The organism is Phocaeicola coprocola DSM 17136, assembly GCF_000154845.1.
In the GTDB taxonomy this organism is placed as follows: Bacteria; Bacteroidota; Bacteroidia; order Bacteroidales; family Bacteroidaceae; genus Phocaeicola; species Phocaeicola coprocola.
In genome coordinates this window covers 62,079-79,340 of record NZ_DS981470.1, presented here as the reverse complement: position 1 = coordinate 79,340, position 17,262 = coordinate 62,079, and the positions used below count along the sequence as shown (strand labels likewise).

General features: G+C 41.4%; 16 protein-coding genes and 1 tRNA gene. 5 read left to right on the top strand and 12 right to left on the bottom strand.

From position 1 onward, the window contains the following. Positions 1-149: 149 nt before the first annotated feature. Positions 150-237 (bottom strand) — tRNA-Ser (locus BACCOP_RS20425). 100 nt (positions 238-337) lie between these two features. After that, positions 338-1,042: a M48 family metallopeptidase gene (locus tag BACCOP_RS08590; protein ID WP_040311962.1), complete on the bottom strand. Its 705-nt coding sequence runs from the start codon at positions 1,040-1,042 to the stop codon at positions 338-340. A 299-nt stretch (positions 1,043-1,341) separates the two neighbouring features. Between BACCOP_RS08590 and BACCOP_RS08585 the strand changes: the two genes are divergently transcribed. Both BACCOP_RS08585 and BACCOP_RS21070 read left to right on the top strand, forming a co-directional pair. Next, a complete protein-coding gene (locus BACCOP_RS08585; RefSeq protein ID WP_007568296.1) occupies positions 1,342-1,653 on the top strand; it encodes a hypothetical protein in 312 nt (103 codons plus the stop codon). 14 nt (positions 1,654-1,667) lie between these two features. Beyond that, entirely contained in the window at positions 1,668-2,168 is a 501-nt protein-coding gene (locus BACCOP_RS21070) for a hypothetical protein (RefSeq protein WP_083779565.1), read from the top strand. 349 nt (positions 2,169-2,517) lie between these two features. Here the strand turns inward: BACCOP_RS21070 and BACCOP_RS08580 are convergent, their stop codons facing one another. The 9 genes from BACCOP_RS08580 to BACCOP_RS08540 all read right to left on the bottom strand — a co-directional run bounded on the left by BACCOP_RS08580 (position 2,518) and on the right by BACCOP_RS08540 (position 14,577). Next, positions 2,518-2,982 (bottom strand): hypothetical protein, encoded by a 465-nt coding sequence (locus tag BACCOP_RS08580; RefSeq protein WP_007568295.1) that lies wholly within the window; start codon positions 2,980-2,982, stop codon positions 2,518-2,520. Further along, the gene (locus BACCOP_RS08575) at positions 2,972-3,481 is read right to left on the bottom strand and encodes an RNA polymerase sigma factor (RefSeq protein ID WP_007568294.1); all 510 of its coding nucleotides are present in this window, start codon (positions 3,479-3,481) and stop codon (positions 2,972-2,974) included. The genes BACCOP_RS08580 and BACCOP_RS08575 overlap by 11 nt, the downstream gene beginning before the upstream one ends. Before the next feature lie 65 nt (positions 3,482-3,546). Continuing rightward, positions 3,547-4,320, bottom strand: coding sequence for an acetylglutamate kinase (gene argB / locus BACCOP_RS08570; RefSeq protein ID WP_007568293.1), 774 nt, complete (start codon positions 4,318-4,320; stop codon positions 3,547-3,549). 17 nt (positions 4,321-4,337) lie between these two features. Further along, a complete protein-coding gene (gene speA / locus BACCOP_RS08565) occupies positions 4,338-6,230 on the bottom strand; it encodes a biosynthetic arginine decarboxylase (RefSeq protein WP_007568292.1) in 1,893 nt (630 codons plus the stop codon). Positions 6,231-6,258: 28 nt separating this feature from the next. Then, on the bottom strand, positions 6,259-6,786 hold the full coding sequence (locus BACCOP_RS08560) for a shikimate kinase (protein WP_007568291.1): 528 nt from the start codon (positions 6,784-6,786) through the stop codon (positions 6,259-6,261). After that, the gene (gene topA, locus BACCOP_RS08555; RefSeq protein WP_007568290.1) at positions 6,786-9,116 is read right to left on the bottom strand and encodes a type I DNA topoisomerase; all 2,331 of its coding nucleotides are present in this window, start codon (positions 9,114-9,116) and stop codon (positions 6,786-6,788) included. Before topA ends, BACCOP_RS08560 begins: the two co-directional genes overlap by 1 nt. Before the next feature lie 224 nt (positions 9,117-9,340). Then, positions 9,341-11,008, bottom strand: coding sequence for a TonB-dependent receptor (locus BACCOP_RS08550; protein WP_007568289.1), 1,668 nt, complete (start codon positions 11,006-11,008; stop codon positions 9,341-9,343). Further along, positions 11,005-14,028 (bottom strand): tetratricopeptide repeat protein, encoded by a 3,024-nt coding sequence (locus BACCOP_RS08545; RefSeq protein ID WP_007568288.1) that lies wholly within the window; start codon positions 14,026-14,028, stop codon positions 11,005-11,007. Before BACCOP_RS08545 ends, BACCOP_RS08550 begins: the two co-directional genes overlap by 4 nt. Positions 14,029-14,049: 21 nt before the next feature. After that, positions 14,050-14,577 (bottom strand): NUDIX hydrolase, encoded by a 528-nt coding sequence (locus tag BACCOP_RS08540; protein ID WP_007568287.1) that lies wholly within the window; start codon positions 14,575-14,577, stop codon positions 14,050-14,052. Between the two features lie 192 nt (positions 14,578-14,769). Between BACCOP_RS08540 and BACCOP_RS08535 the strand changes: the two genes are divergently transcribed. The 3 genes from BACCOP_RS08535 to BACCOP_RS08525 all read left to right on the top strand — a co-directional run bounded on the left by BACCOP_RS08535 (position 14,770) and on the right by BACCOP_RS08525 (position 16,082). Then, entirely contained in the window at positions 14,770-15,177 is a 408-nt protein-coding gene (locus BACCOP_RS08535; RefSeq protein ID WP_007568286.1) for a hypothetical protein, read from the top strand. Positions 15,178-15,291: 114 nt separating this feature from the next. Beyond that, positions 15,292-15,756: an Lrp/AsnC family transcriptional regulator gene (locus BACCOP_RS08530; protein WP_007568285.1), complete on the top strand. Its 465-nt coding sequence runs from the start codon at positions 15,292-15,294 to the stop codon at positions 15,754-15,756. A 2-nt stretch (positions 15,757-15,758) separates the two neighbouring features. Further along, complete coding sequence (locus BACCOP_RS08525; RefSeq protein WP_007568284.1) at positions 15,759-16,082, top strand: DUF4491 family protein; 324 nt, start codon at positions 15,759-15,761, stop codon at positions 16,080-16,082. A gap of 112 nt (positions 16,083-16,194) precedes the next feature. Here BACCOP_RS08525 and buk read toward each other — a convergent pair whose 3' ends face one another. Next, positions 16,195-17,259 (bottom strand): butyrate kinase, encoded by a 1,065-nt coding sequence (gene buk / locus BACCOP_RS08520; protein WP_007568283.1) that lies wholly within the window; start codon positions 17,257-17,259, stop codon positions 16,195-16,197. Positions 17,260-17,262 lie beyond the last annotated feature (3 nt).

Below are 17,262 nucleotides of genomic sequence, written 5' to 3'. Positions count from 1 at the left end.
AAGCAACCTCTTTGCTTCATAAAAGGCTTTCCCTTATTAATGCTGTTATGCGCAAATAGAGTCAATTAGTTCAGCCATCAAAGTATTATTTTTGATGCTAACTTAGTTCACGAAAAAAATGAATGGGTAATATATTTCGAATTTAAAAGCGGAAAGAGTGGGATTCAAACCCACGGAACGGACAAGCCGTTCACCGGATTTCGAGTCCGGCCCATTCGGTCACTCTGGCATCTTTCCTTTATCGGCAGCGAATATACTGACTTTTCTTATCCGTTATCATCGTCAACAGCAGATTTTTTATGACGACAGTTCCCTGTCAATCATATTTGCTCCATTCTTAAAATACAGGACGATGCATGCGTAGTTCTTTACGCAATGCTAAAGCCTTGCCATCCGTCAACTGATTCAACAACTCCCAAAACTTAGGACCATGATTCATTTCGCGGGTATGTGCCAGCTCATGCAGAATCACATAATCCATTAAATGTGCCGGCAAAAGCATCAGGTAAAACGACAGACTTATATCCCGTTTGGAAGAGCAACTTCCCCAACGAGAACGAGCCTTTGATATCGTTACTTTATTATAAGGTAAATCAAACAAGCTCGACCAGTACTGTACTAAAGGAGGCAAGTATTCTTCTGCTTTTTTCCTCATCGCCCGCATAACAGCATTTTTTACTAAAGTCTGGACTCTGTCTGTTGTAAAATCGGCATGAGCTGGACAGGCTATCACTACCGTTTCATCCCTCATACTGACTGTAAAATTTTTCAATGGAGAAGTTTCGAGTTTTAATCGAAAACATTCTGCTTCGATAGAGAAATTTAAATCGAAAGGTTTCGGCTTTACTTCTGAACAGACATTGCGCAAACGTTCACGGAAAGGAGCAATTGCTTCAAGTAATGCTGTTATACTCCGGTAAGGAGGAGTGGTAACATGCAAGCCGTCTTCTTTTACACGCATCGTTATATTACGGGCTGAACGACGTACTACGAAATGTATCTTTCCAAAATCTTTATCTGAAATAATTTGTTTCTTACTTATCATACAGCAAACTTACGGAAAAAACTTCATTTTTTCATCTTCTATTTATATTCCGGCATATAAAGCCAAACGATTAGAAGGTCATACAAAATTAACTTTTTCCATGTAGATTTTCCGTGGCTTTCACATTTTCAACTCTACAGGTTCGAGGAAGAAATCCTCACTTTTTCAATATACAGGAAAGTATGAAATTAATTACAATATTAATAATCAAGAATTTACAACGCAGAACAAAAGTTTGGTACAGCCATTGTCTTTCTATTTACAGAAACAATTGTCAAACTTAAAAAATTACGATTATGAAAAAGATTTTTGTAGCAATAGCATTAATAGCAGGATTAGGCACATCATCAGTAGCGTTTGCAAATGCAAAAACAACAAATGAAATCAGTATTCAACTGAATGTAGCCGATTACACTCCTATCGAAGTAAAAGACTTGCCTCAAGCTATACAGGACGCTCTGACCAAAAACTTTAGTGAATATACAGTAAAGAGTGCAGCTTATCAGGAAGACGAAGATGGTGTGAAGATTTATCAGGTGGCAGTGGTAGATGAAGAAGGTACAGAAGCCAACATCTTTTTCACTGAAAAAGGAGAAATTATCGAATAAAAAAGCCCCGTTTCATACTTACTAACAGTAACACAAAAAATCGAGTAGGAGGAAAACGAAGTAGTTTTCTTCCTACTTTCGTTTTCCGACCTCTCACACCACCGTACGTGCCGTTCGGCATACGGCGGTTCTTTACTATGGATGCCTTTCGTATTCTTCGAAAGACACTTCCACGACATCTTCTTCAACCATCCATTTGTAGGTCTGCGCTCCTTTATACCCTTCGGATTCCGTCCTATCTCTTTAAAGGTAGCCCAATACTTCTGTTTTGGTTTTATGCATTCGTTCCAACAAACGGTAGTTTTCAGTTATGCCGTTTAAATAAAGTTTGGTCCTTCCCTATAGGCATACATGCCTTGGGTACTACGACCTCTGCTGACTTCTCACGGCAAGCTTTACTCCATCATGGTACTTCGAATCATTCATCCTCACCATATGTCCGTGAGACATCCTCGGATAAGGGTATTAACTTTCAATCTTATGTCTGCTCCATTTACACTAACCGTCCCGAATAGCTATAGGGCTTTAGTTTGTTTCGCAACCTTACCCACGGTCATATGCCTTATATGAAGTTTCTGTTCGTCAGACCAGATGTTTGCCGCCAGCTTCTTTCAGATTCCAACTCGCGATGGACACCCTTGCTTTTGGCTGTATGATTCCCGCTATTAGGGCTCATTGGGGACTTGCACCCGTTAGCTAATACTCATGCCGAGCATACGAGAAAAGGATTACTGCTCACGCGGTAATCCTTTTTATTGAGTTAGTAATTTCTAATTTGAGAGAATTGAAACTTCACAGCCTCATCAATGATTTTTCTTAAATAAGCACTAACTATTTATATAAAAGCAAATGAAAATGTCAACTTTATTGTTTTTTCAAAGCAGATTGTTCCGAAACTTTCATCGGTGATTTTACCGAATCGGCTTTATAAGCCACTTGCGGATCATGAGTATCGTTCTCGAACTGATCGTAAACATATACTACTCCTGCTTTATTCCCTACCATAGAGTGCTTCACGACTCCTCCTATAGAAAACAGCAAGACCATTACAGCTGCCGCCTTGAACAAAGGCATAAAACGCGTATGTAAAGTAAGGCGTCTTGCCTTGACTACCGGTCGTTCTATTTCCGCCAGAATACGTGAATCAAAGTCATCGCCCAACTTTATATCTTTCTCAGCCTCCTGATAGGCAAACAAAGATTTATAGCGGAGTAAATGTTCCGGAAGCTCTTTCTGGCGAAAAAAAGAACGCAATATCTGTTCTTCCTCCACCGAAGTTTCGCAATTCCAGTATTTCTCTAAAAGTTGTTCAATGTACTTATAGTCCATAGTTATCTATCTCGCTGTATTTTAACTTTATCCGTTGTCTCGCTCTGAACAAATTCACTTTTACCTGTTCCTCTGTCAGTTGCAAGACATCGGCTATTTCCTTATAACTCTTTCCCTCTATATCCCGAAGTTGTACGATAGTGCGTTGCTTTTCTGGCAGTTCATTAATTAAATGATGCACCAGCCTTAGTTGCTCATCCTGTTCGTACGCTCTGTCGGGAGTCAATGTATCGGGCATTTCTTGTGTTTCGGGAGTCAATTCAACATTCTGCGATTCCAGCTTTTGGCTTCGATCAATAGCAAGATTCCTTGCAACAGTCAGACAATAAGCTTCAATTGAATCGAATTGTGTCCATTCGTCCCTCTTGTTCCATACTCGAATCATAGTATCCTGCACGATATCTTCTGCCTCAGCACTGTCGAATGTTATCCGCAGTGCCAACCTGTAAAGTTTGTCTTTCAAAGGCAATATATCATTTCGGAAACTAATCTCTCGCATTGCTCTCTATACTAATGACGGGTGAGTTTCACAAAAGTTACACTCACCCGCCTATTTTTTTTGAATTATTTTTTTATTATCGTACCAGACTTACCGTCTATCGCTGAGGCTAAGGTTATTACAACTTGGGAAACTCCGGCTTCAACTGCCGAAAAAGAGTTCTCAAGCTTAGGAATCATACCGCCTTGTATCACTCCTTCATCGACATATTTCTTAAATAAGTCGGGAGTTATGACAGGTATTACACTATCTTCATCTTCGGCGTCACGCAAGACTCCTTTCTTTTCGAAACAATAAATAAGAGTGACATCAAAAGCTTCAGCCAGAGCTTTAGCCGTTTCTCCTGCTATCGTATCGGCATTTGTATTAAGCATATTGCCTTCACCATCATGAGTTAGCGGAGCCATAACCGGAACTACTCCACGGCTAATCAACGAAACAAGCACTTCGGCATCGACATGCTTCACATCTCCCACATAACCATAGTCTATTTCCTTTACAGGACGTTTTACCGAACGGATCACATTCATATCAGCACCAGTTAATCCAACGGCATTCACTCCCTTCGCCTGAAGGCCGGCTACAATATTCTTATTTACCAATCCTCCATAGACCATCGTTACCACCTTCAGGGTTTCAGCATCAGTAATACGGCGTCCATCTACCATTTTACTCTCTATACCCAGTTGGGCAGCAATTTTTGTTGCAGAGCGTCCACCACCATGTACCAACAGCTTATAGCCAGGAATTGCAGAAAAATCAGCAAGTAACTGACTCAATGTATCAGCTTCTTCAACAATTTTTCCACCAACTTTTACAATAGTCAACTTCTCTTTCATCGTATGCTTATTTTGTATTACTCCAAATATGTATATCCATATAATCCCGAACGGTAATTTGCCAGGAATTCCTTTCCTTCTTCCAAAGAGATTTTCCCTTCTTTTACCGATTTTGTCACCCATGTTTCGAGTGTACGCACCAGTTTCTTCGGACTATACTGTACATAATCTAACACCTCTGCTACAGTTTCACCGTCGATAACCTGATCGATGGTATAGCCTTTTTCGTTAACTGTTACATGCACAGCATTCGTATCTCCAAACAAGTTATGCATATCTCCCAAGATTTCCTGATAAGCTCCTACCAGGAATACACCTATATAGTAAGACTCTTTAGCCTTGATGGTGTGTACTGGTAAATCATGCGACACATTTCTTGTCGACACAAAGTTTGCTATCTTACCATCCGAGTCACAAGTTATATCTTGTAATGTAGCCGTACGATCCGGACGTTCATCCAGACGCTGAATAGGCATAATAGGGAAAATCTGGTCGATAGCCCATGAATCCGGCAGTGACTGGAACAAAGAGAAATTACAGAAATATTTATCAGCTAGTAATTTATCCAGATTGCGGAACTCATCGGGAGCATGCTTCAACCCTGAAACGATGTGATTAATTTCACGACAAACCGACCAGTACAAACGTTCTATCTGTGCACGAGTTTTCAAATCCACAATACCATGGCTAAACAGATCCAACGTTTCCTCACGAATCTGCTGAGCATCATGCCATGCTTCAAGCATACGGCTCTGGTTCAGATTATCCCATATCTGATATAATTCCTGTACCAGTTCATGATCTTCAGGGCTGACCTCAAACTCTTCTTCCATTTCCGGCAAAGAAGCTGTTTCAAGAACTTCAAAAATTAGGACAGAATGGTGAGCAGTGAGCGAACGACCACTCTCTGTAATGATATTAGGATGCGGAATATTGTTCTTGTTACTAGCATCCACCATGATAGAGATAGAATCGTTTACATACTCTTGTATAGAATAGTTCACACTACTTTCACTGTATGAAGAACGGGTTCCGTCGTAATCGACTCCCAATCCTCCACCTATATCAACAAATTCTACCGGGAATCCTAACTGATGTAACTGTACGTAAAATTGAGAAGCTTCACGCAATGCCGTCTTAATACGACGTATTTTAGTAACCTGACTTCCGATATGGAAATGGATAAGTTTCAAACAATCTTTCATTTCCTTTTTCTCGATAAAATCGAGAGCCTCAAGCAGTTCACTGGAGGTCAATCCGAATTTACTTGCATCTCCTCCACTTTCTTCCCATTTACCACTGCCCGAAGAAGCCAACTTTATTCGGATTCCGATATTGGGACGTACATTCAGTTGCTTGGCAATCTTGGCAATCAGACGAAGTTCATTCAGCTTTTCAACAACCAAGAAAATACGCTTACCCATCTTCTGCGCCAATAAAGCCAGTTCTATATAGCTTTCATCCTTATAGCCGTTACAAATGATCAACGAATCAGAATCCGTATTAATGGCAATCACAGCATGAAGTTCGGGTTTTGAACCAGCCTCCAGTCCCAGATTGAACTTCTTTCCATGACTGATGATTTCTTCGACAACCGGCCGCATCTGATTTACCTTAATAGGATAAATAATAAAATTCTGAGCCTGATATCCATACTCTTCGGAAGCAAGAGTAAAGCAATTGGATATTTTTTCGATACGGTTATCCAGAATATCGGGGAAACGCACTAGCATAGGTGCTGTGACATCCCGTAATTGAAGTTCGTCGACTAATTCTTTCAAATCGACTGCCACACCGTTTTTACGCGGAGTTACTACTACATGACCTTTGTCATTAATACCAAAGTATGAAACACCCCACCCAGTAATGTTGTAGAGTTCTTCAGAATCTTCAATACGCCATTTTCTCATTTCACAACATAAAGTCTACGTTTATAATCTATTTATCTAATAATAATTTCAGCTTTTTCACCGATTCACCGATTTGCTCATAGCTTTCCAGTCTTTCGGCATTGAATGTATACTTAGCCTGCCGGTAGAAGTCCATGCGCTTCTGCAAAGCACTTGTGATGACATTCATTAGTTCATCATCTGTCTTATCTGCCAGCAGCGGACGCTTCGCCTTGGCTATTTTCAAGCGCCGGAACAAAACTTCCGGATTGACATCCAGAAACACAGTATCTCCCACACTATTCATATAATCCATATTATCGAAAAAGCACGGAGTACCTCCTCCAGCAGCAATCAATACATCTTCAAAATCTCCAACTTCATGGAGCATATTTCTTTCTATCTCACGGAAGCCGTTCTCTCCACGTTCGGCAAACAACTCCTGTACTGTTTTATGAAAACGTTCTTCGATATACCAGTCCAAATCGATGAACTGGAGTTGCATGGCACGGGCAAACGCTTTTCCTAGCGTAGTTTTGCCCGATCCCATATAACCTATTAAAAAGATTCTTTTCATTATTTCTTTTTTACACCGCCACGTACCTTACGAACTTCAGCTTTTTCCTTCTGCAATTCAATAACCTTGAAGCATGCATCCAATGTCAGGTCGGCAGCTTCTACGCTGTCAGGTATCTTATAGTTCTTCTTCTGGTACGAAATATACGGTCCATAACGGCCATTTAAAATCTGCATATCCGGATCAGCATCAAAAGTCTTGATAACTTTTTTTGCAGCCGCATCTTGCTTTTCACGGATCAAAGTTTCGGCATCTTCCAGTGTAACAGACATCGGGTCCATATCTTTGGGTATGGAAACAAACGTATTATTATAACGTACATATGGTCCGAAACGTCCGGTTCCGACAGTTACAACAACGCCATCCAGTTCTCCTAGCGTACGAGGAAGTTTAAACAGATCGAGTGCCTCTTCCAGAGTTATAGTTTCCAAAGAATATTCTTTCTTCAGCTGAGCAAAGCGAGGCTTTTCCTCATCATCGGCAGTACCTATCTGCACTACCGGACCATAACGTCCGATTTTCACAGAAACCGGTTTTCCACTTACCGGATCAACTCCAAGCATACGTTCTCCTACCTTATGTTCCGACTTGGCAGCCATCGTATCTTCCACCAACGGATGGAAACCTTCATAAAAATGCTCCATCACATCAGTCCACTTTTTATCTCCTTCGGCAATTTCGTCAAACTGTTTTTCGACACTAGCCGTAAAATTATAATCCATGATTTGAGGGAAGTACTCTTTCAGGAAGTCATTAACAACCATTCCGACATCAGTAGGTATCAGCTTCGCTTTTTCACTTCCGGTAAGTTCTGTTTTGGTACTTTCCGTAATTTTGTTTCCTTTCAGTTGCAGAATTTCATAATTACGTTCTACTCCCTCACGGTTTCCTTTTTCAACATATCCTCGCTGCTGGATAGTAGAAATAGTAGGTGCATATGTAGAAGGACGTCCGATACCCAGTTCTTCCAACTTACGTACCAGGCTAGCTTCTGTATAACGTGGAGGAGCCTGAGTAAAGCGTTCCATTGCAACAATCTCCTTGCAGTCTAAGACCTGACCGACTTCCAACGCCGGAAGCAAATGTCCTTCATCTTCCTGCTCTACATCATCATCAAACGACTCTTTATACACACGTAAGAATCCGTCAAAGGTAACAACCTCACCTACAGCAATAAATTTATCCATATGACCGCTGATAGATATAGTCGCAGTAGTCTTCTCCAGTTCAGCATCTGCCATCTGTGAAGCAAGCGTACGCTTCCAGATCAAATCATACAGACGTTTTTCCTGAGAAGTTCCATCTATCGTTTCATTCGACATATAGGTCGGACGAATCGCTTCGTGGGCTTCTTGTGCACCTTTAGTCTTCGTCGTAAAATGGCGAGTATGCACATATTTTTCTCCCATCAGTGAAAGAATGGTATCCCGGCTGGTACTTAAAGCAAGATCTGACAAATTCACAGAGTCAGTACGCATATAAGTTATCAATCCGCTTTCATACAATCTCTGAGCCAGCATCATTGTCTGTGCTACCGTATAGCCCAACTTACGCGCAGCTTCCTGCTGTAAAGTTGAAGTTGTAAACGGAGCTGCCGGCGATTTTTTCATCGGACGGGTAGTGATATCTTCTATCTTAAATCCGGCATTCTTACAACTTTCAAGAAATGCCTTAGCTTCTTCTTTCGTCTTAAAACGCTTTCCTAAATCCGCCTTGATTTCCGAACCTTTATCATCGGTAAAAACAGCAGTCACCTTATACGAAGCTTCACTCACGAACGCATGTATGTCACGTTCACGTTCCACAATAAGGCGTACGGCAACCGACTGTACACGCCCGGCTGACAAAGAAGGTTTTATTTTCTTCCACAATACCGGCGACAGTTCAAAACCAACAATACGGTCGAGTACTCGACGTGCCTGCTGAGCATTAACCAAGTCTACATTTATATCACGTGGATGCTCGATAGCTTTTAATATAGCAGTTTTAGTAATTTCATGGAATACAATACGTTTCGTCTTCGCAGGGTCCAGTTCAAGCACCTCAAACAAATGCCAGGATATAGCTTCTCCTTCACGGTCCTCATCGGATGCGAGCCATACCATGTCAGCTTTCTTTGCTTCCTTCTTCAACTCTGTTACCAGTTTCTTCTTATCTTCCGGCACTTCATATATTGGAGCGAAATGATCTTTTATGTCGATGCTGAACGCTTTCTGTTTCAAGTCGCGGATATGACCGTAACTTGAAAGAACTTTATACCCCTCTCCAAGAAACTTTTCAATAGTTTTTGCCTTTGCGGGGGACTCAACTATTACCAGATTATTTTGCATAACTTCTGTAATCCATTTAGTGATTTTGGGACAAATGTATGAAAAAACCTGAAGTACACCATATAATAAGGTGCGTTTTTCTAAATTTCTTATTTTTTAATATTTCCGGATATGGAAAACATACAGAAAAATCAGGCGAAAAAGATTACACCTGAAGAGTATTATAACGTCAGGATACAACAAAGCCTGTAACGGATATATCCCGATACAGGCTTTTATTATTATCAGAAACGGAAGCTTACACCTGCCATGGCATTAAATCCTTGAACGGGGTAACCAGCCTCGGTTATGTAATCTTGATTCAGCAAATTATTGAAACGTACAAAAACATTCAAGCTATTAAAGAACTCATATCCTGCAGAAAGTGAAAGATTATTTATTGCATCGGCTTTTTCCAGTTCTCCAGCCTTTACACGTCCCTCATAACGATAGGCTGCCGAAATCCAAAACTCATCATACACCTTTGCACGAGCAGAAGCATCTAATACAAATTCCGGCTTCAAGTAAAGCAACACTTTTGCTTCATCTTTTACATTCCAGCCATAATATGTTCCACCTACGGAGAAATCAAAAATATCTTTATATCCATAAGCAGCTTTTATTCCTCCATATCCAACTTTTGCCTTTTCTTGCATCAAGAGTGAATAGCAGTACGGGAAGTCGGTGTCTGTTATATCCGGATAAAGATGGAAAATCTCATCTTTAGTCACACGGTATCCTCCAAATAAATGGAAGCCCAGTCCAGGTAATGGAGATGCTTTAAAACCGACCTGAAGATCCGCCGGTGTATAGGAAGTACGCATCTGGTTTATTACTCCCCAGTATGGAGATTCTTCATTCTGCTGACGAAAATCGTTCAAGCGGGTTCCTCCTGTCGCATGCAGATAAGCCACATAGGTATCAGCAAAAGTATAATCCAGCTTAACATCCGGAGCAGCTTTTATACCACTTCCATTGGCCGACTGCCAGTCAACATGAGCTCCCACACGCAACCGTATATTATCATTTTCAAGCGTATAATAAGGATTCAACTGCAACAATGTATAATCAGCCTGTTCCGCATCATAAATCAGGTTATCCATACCCAAAGCAATGCCTACATGCTGTTCCTCGTTCAACGCTCCGGAAATAAATCCGACAGTATGAAAAATATTTTCCGAACCGTGACGCATATAAGGAATGTCATACTTGCGGCTAAAGCTGCGCAAGCCTGTCTGTAAAGAGAATTCCACAGGCAATTCACCTTCTACAGAAGCTATGCCTACATATCCTTCACCTAAGGTATAACGCTGACGGCTCGTTTCATATAAATTCTGAATACTTTCATCTCTCACAGGCATATAATTGAATACCTGAGATACAAAAGCTCCACCTAAAGAAAGTGAAACAGTCCGGAAATCATGTTTATAATCCAATGATACATCTGTACGGTAAAAGCGCGACTTCCATTCTCCTTCTTCAGGAAGCAGAGAAGAAATATTTCCATTCATACCATATAGAGAAGCCATAAACTGTAAACGGTCCTTGCGAGAAATATCCCAAAGATACGAAGCCTTGAGGTCTACATTATTCCGGTTACCATAAGCTCCTCTGATATATCCTCGCGGCGCATCAACCTGCTTCTGTTCACTTGTTATGGCTTCCATCGGAGAAAAGCCCCAGCTTGTCAACGGACGAACCGATGTTGCATAATCTATATGCTGTTTGGCAACAGCAGGCTCTTCCACTTTCGGCAAGACATTCACTTTAAATGCGTCCATAACTTCAGGATTATACTGATTTTCCACTACAACCGTACGATTCAGTGTAGAATCTTTCACCTGTTCCTGTGCATAGCCTTTTACTACGGGCGACAATGCCGCAGCTACTAAAATTGCAGATATATGTTTCATTGTTTACTTCCCTTATTTAGTTTAGCCAATCGAGTTTCTATCATTTCCGCAATATCATCATCTGCCTGATAATTCTGCTGCAATGACAACAAATATTGCTTGGCATCCAAGTTACGTCCAAGTTTCATGTACACATCCGACAACAGGACAAAACTTCTGGCCAGCCAGTAAGCATGCGGGGTACTTACCTCTATATAATCAAGTACCTCTTTCTCTGCCTTTCCTGTTTCTCCATTGTCAAAATAAAGTTGAGCCAACAAATATTTAGCTTCAGCTCCATATACATTACGGGTATCTTTTGCCAAAACAGCCAAGTCGCCTGCTGCTTCCTTATTCTGTCCTTCGGCAAGAAGAGCTTTTGCACGATAATAATGCGCCTCATTAGCTAATTCGGGAGCCAGCTTGCTTTCAGCAATCAGACCCGAAGCCACAGAAATAATTTCCTGACAATCTTTCACCATCCAGGCACTGCGCATAGCTCCTGTACGTGCAGTCACACGTTCTTCCTGCGATACAGCACGATCTGCCATACGTTTATAAAGTCCCAATGACTTTTCATATTCTTTTTCACGATAAGCAATGTCAGCACACATAGCCATCGCTTCGCCAGAGAATTTATTATCAGGATATTCGACAACCTTATCCAAGTGTGAAACAGCCCCCGTGTAATTCTTCTCATTATAATCAATCAAGCCCAGATAATAATGAGCATCTACACTAAATGCTCCTTGTGGGAAAGATTGCAGGTAACGTACAAAGCTGTTTTTAGCTTCAGTGATATTTCCACGCATATACACACGTTCGGCTGCCACATACGTCAGCGAGTCACGTTCATTCACATCAAAATTGGCTCCTCCCGGAATCGTAGAAACAAAAGCCATATAGTCGTCTACCCGGTTCAGGTCAATATAGATAGATTTCAAATCGCGCTGAGCCAGACGAGCTTCTTCACTACCCGGATAAGTAGAAATTACTTTTTTGTATGCAGCTATAGCCTCATTATATTTATCATTCTGATAATACAACAAACCTATCTCATTTGCTGCCCGACGAGAAAGCGGACTTTCCGGATAACGTTGAACCAAAAGAGAATAACGCTTTACAGCATTATCATTGTCTTCCAGCTGCACGAAAGCACGTCCCTGTTCATAAAGTGCATCATCCAGATACTGTGACTCAGGGAATCCTGTTATCAAACGGTTCAGCAATTCAATTTTCTTACCATACTCACGCTGCAAGCCCTTGATAATACTCTGCTGGAACAACGAGTAATCTGATAACGACATCGAATAACCGGATGCTTGTGCATACTGCGCATCGGCTGCATCAAATCGGCGTGCATAGAAATTACAGTCACCCATTCGATTATACACATCAGCTACGACATCGTTCTCCAGACGAATTCCCGATTCTGCACAGCGGGTAAACCAAGTCAACGCCTTATCGTACTGTTTTTGCTTAAATGCTGTATAGCCCAGGTTATACAAAGCCAGTCCATATTCTGTAGAACGACGGTCGGGAGCAAACTCCAGATACTGGCGGTAATCGGATGCAGCAGCACCGTACTGTTCCAGACGATACTTTGACTCTCCACGCCAATAATAAGCATCAGCCTGAGTCTGCTGGTTATAACGTCCCAACTGAAGCGATTGAGAGAAATATTCTATAGCATTTTCGAAAGCAGCCTGTGCAAAAGCCTGCGTACCCAGACGGAACAACAATTTTTGCTTAGCTTCCAGAATACGGTTACCCGGACGGCTGATTTTAGCAATAGAATTAAGTGCAGCCATATAGCTGCGAGTATTCATATATACTTCTATCAAATAATCATTTACCTTTTCTGTATAAACAGAGTTAGGAAATTCATTCAGGAAACGTTCGAATACCGTAACCGATTCAGCAAACGGAGAATAGGATGTTTCGTGTATACACAAAGCATAATTATAAAAAGCCTGCTCCTTGATGTCACGGTCATAGTTCATCGCAGACGCCTGTTCAAAAGCCATTCGTGCCCGATTTCGTTCTTTCAATTGCAAATAAGCAAGTCCCATGTGCAAATAAGCATTCTGCGTCAAGGCATCTTGCACAGTAGTCACCTCACCCAATGCAGCAGCTGCTTCCGAGTAGACCCCCGTATAGAAGAAACTCATTCCTAACTTATACAAGGAATTTCTTTCAGCATGTTCCTCAGTTTCGCTGCGATAAGCTGACAGATAATCAATGGCAGCAGCATATTGCTTCAAGCCGTAACAAGCTTCTCCGCAAATGCGTTTCATCTCTATTGCCTTTTCCTGGCGTGGATAAGCTTCGAGATAAGTAGATGCTATCTGTCTGGCCTGCTGGTAGTTTCCTCTGACCAAATGAATATCGGCTATATAGTAAGGCGACAAAGCCGCATACTTAGAAGATTCGCCTGCCTCACGAAATCCCTGCAAAGCCTTATCGTACTGTTTTTGCACATAATCGATATAAGCCAGATGATAAACGGCATCTATATGATATTCACTGCTTACCTCTTTCAGAATACTGAACCAGACAGCAGCTTCCTGCAAGTTTCCCATTTTCAGATAAGCAGTTCCCATACGCAAGGTACAGGCATCCCGCTCAGAATCAGCCAGCAAATCGAATTGGCATCCTTTAAAACAAGCAATAGCCTCTGGATATTTTTCCTGGAAGAAATAGGCAGAAGCGATAAGAGATTGCACCCGATTGGCATAACGCGAATCCGGATATTGTTCCAGATACCCTTCCAGCTGCTTAATACAGTCAGGAGATTTCAGTTCATACGACGTGCAAGCAATCATATAAGCGGCTTCATCAGCCAATGAAGCCTGCGGTTTCTGCTGTACAAAGCGCGACAAGGTCTGTTGCGCCGCTGCATAGTCACGACGAAGAAATAACTCTTTTCCATCGTCAAACAGACGACGGGAATCTGTCAGTGGCTCAGTCTGCTGTGCCATTCCCATCAAAGGCAATACACACATGGCTCCTGCCACCCATACATGTTTCTTGTTCTTCATATCTGCAAGATATTATTATTCTTATTTCTTTTTATGCTCTTCTAAAAAACGAGCAACACCCTGACGGACCGAATCCAGTCCAAATTCTTCCGGACGAACCTGATCCAAAGGCATCCAAAACGAATCGGCCACATCATCCATTGCCAGCAATTTGCTATCATCTGCCACCCGGCATAGAAAAAACAAATCGAGGGTATGTACCAGAAAACCAGAATACAAATAGGTATTAGGAAGCGAAAACAAATAAGTTGCCTCTACAACCTGTAAACCGGTTTCTTCACGAACTTCACGTGCAACACCCTCCTCTCCAGTTTCTGCCATATCGATAAAACCTCCCGAAAGGTCGAGTGTTCCCTTTGCCGGCTCTTTTCCTCTCCGGCATACCAAAAGCTCATTTCCAGCATTCAAAATAAAAGCAACCGTAGCGGCACTTGAATTAAAATAATAAGTAAAACCGCAGTCGGCACATTTTTTTGCTTTCTCATTTCTTATCTCGAAATGAGAGGATCCGCACTTGGGACAATATTTAAACAAATCCAGCGGGTGCATATCTTAAAAGATTTATAATATTTAACTCTACAAAGATAGGATAAATGAAAACACAACAGGGGAAGTTAACACAAAAAAATATATAAGTAAGGTATTCACCTGAGAAAGGAGTGATAAACATCCGTCTGCAAAAGTAAAAAGCTGTCAAAAAACTATCTATATTTGCCAGTCAAATTATAAAAAGAGAGAATCATGTTGGAACGAGATTACATTATGCGGTTAATCAGACAGTTTTTCGAAGCTTTGGAAAAATTAAAAGAAGAGAAAGCCGAAAAACAATCATCAACTCTTCAGCTGGAAATCCATAGCATGTATCGTGCCTATTTTCACCAGCCTGAAAGTTTTTTTTACGAACAAGATGCCGAATTCATCCTTCATTACCTCCAAACGGAATTTCCCAAGCAGGAATTCCTTCAACGGATAGAGATGCTCTCCGAACTGCTATGTTATGACGCTTCCATAAAAAGCTCTGCCAAAGAGAAAAAAGAACTATACCGTAAGGCACTGTATACGATGGAATACCTGGATACACATAGTGATACTTTTTCCTTCGAAAGAAGACGAAAAATAGGCGAAATCAAAGCAGAAGTAGACGAATAGCTAATATTTTCTGTTCTTTTCTGTAAAAAAAACATGTTTTTTATCGGCTTTTATAAGACTTATAAAAAAGTTTTCCTATATTTGCTTACAAAATGATAATATAGATTGCTTATTATGGAAAAAATTGATAACCTAGACAAACAGATTCTGGAAATTATTTCGCAGAATGCTCGTATTCCGTTTAAAGACGTTGCTGCCGACTGCGGTGTTTCACGTGCAGCCATTCATCAACGTGTACAGCGATTGATCGACTTGGGAGTTATCATTGGTTCGGGTTACCACGTAAATCCCAAAAGCCTGGGATATAGCACTTGTACATATGTAGGAATCAAGCTGGAAAAAGGTTCCATGTACAAAAGCGTAGTAGCCGAACTCGAAAAAATTCCTGAAATTGTAGAATGCCATTTTACTACCGGTCCGTACACAATGCTGACTAAGCTATATTCAACAGATAACGAGCATCTGATGGAATTGCTGAACTCCAGAATTCAGGAAATTCCCGGTGTGACTGCAACGGAAACCCTGATTTCACTCGAGCAGAGCATTAAGAAGGAAATTCCTATCCGCAAAGAAAAATAAGGATGGACTGGCTTGCAACTCTCCATTTTGAAGGAATAGTAATAGGCATATGTACTTTTCTAATAATAGGACTGTTTCATCCTATTGTAGTTAAAGCCGAATACTATTGGGGAACACGTTGCTGGTGGTGGTTCCTGCTGCTAGGCATTGCAGGTATCATTGGTTCGGTACTTATCGGTGACATATTGATATCGACATTACTGGGCGTATTCTCTTTTTCTTCTTTCTGGACCATCAAAGAAATATTCGAGCAGCGAGAACGGGTGCTGAAGGGATGGTTTCCCATGAACCCTAAACGTAAACATGAATACGAATCCCGATCTTGAAATTCTGCATCAGAAAACTATTTTATAATCACAGATTCCATTGGTTTAATTAATACTTGCATTAACGGACCAATGGAATCTGTGATTTTTATTATATCTTTATTGTTCCCGATCAATGCGGGTTATATTCCTGCAAAGGCAGTTCTCCTCTCAATGCTCCAAGTGCATTCATGGCCAAAGCTCCCATCTCATCCTCACCAGGAATAACTACAATACGAGCAATGCCTTCCAGCCATTCACGAAGTAAAGCTACACAATATTTGTTGTTGGCGATTCCTCCGGTCAGAATAACAGCATCTGTCTGTCCGTGTAAGGCAACATGCATCGCTCCTACCTGCTTGGCTACTGTATAAATCATAGACTCCAGCACCAGTTTATGTTTTTTATCGCCGGCATTTGCCCATCGTACAATAGTAGGTACGTCGGTTGTACCCAGATGAGCCAACAAGCCTCCTCTGCCATTCAGCATTTTACGAATTTCCTGATAAGTATATTTGCCGCTGAAGCACAAATCTACCAGTTGCCTGGCCGGAATTGTACCTGCACGTTCCGGGCTGAAAGGTCCTTCCCCGTTCAGCGCATTATTTACGTCAATCACTTTTCCGTAATGATGCGCACTGACAGAGATTCCTCCTCCCAGATGTACAACTATCAGATTAAGCTCCTCGTATTTTTTGCCAATCCGGGCTGCATAATTACGAGAAACCGCCCGACTGTTCAACGCATGGAAAATAGAGATACGAGGAATCTCCGGAATACCGGTCAGCCTGGCTACATCACACAGTTCGTCGGTGACTACCGGATCTGCAATAAAAGCAGGACATCCTGCCGAAGCAGCCAGTTCATCTGCTATCAGAGCTGCCAGATTGGAAGCGTGTTCCATATCAGCATGCCACAAATCGTGCTTGATACGCTCATTTATCCGATATACCCCACCGGGAGTAGGCTTCAGTAATCCCCCGCGGGCAATGATAGCATCGAAGCACAAGGGAATTCCAGCCTCCCGCAAAGCTTCTGTAACATGCAAGCGACGATATTCATATTGCTCATTAATATGATGAAAAACCGACAAGTCTTTTGCAGAATGAAATACACTTTTTCTCCAGACCTGTTCATTATCCTCGTAAACAGCCAGTTTGGTAGAAGTAGAACCGGGGTTGATCACTAGTATTTTCATATA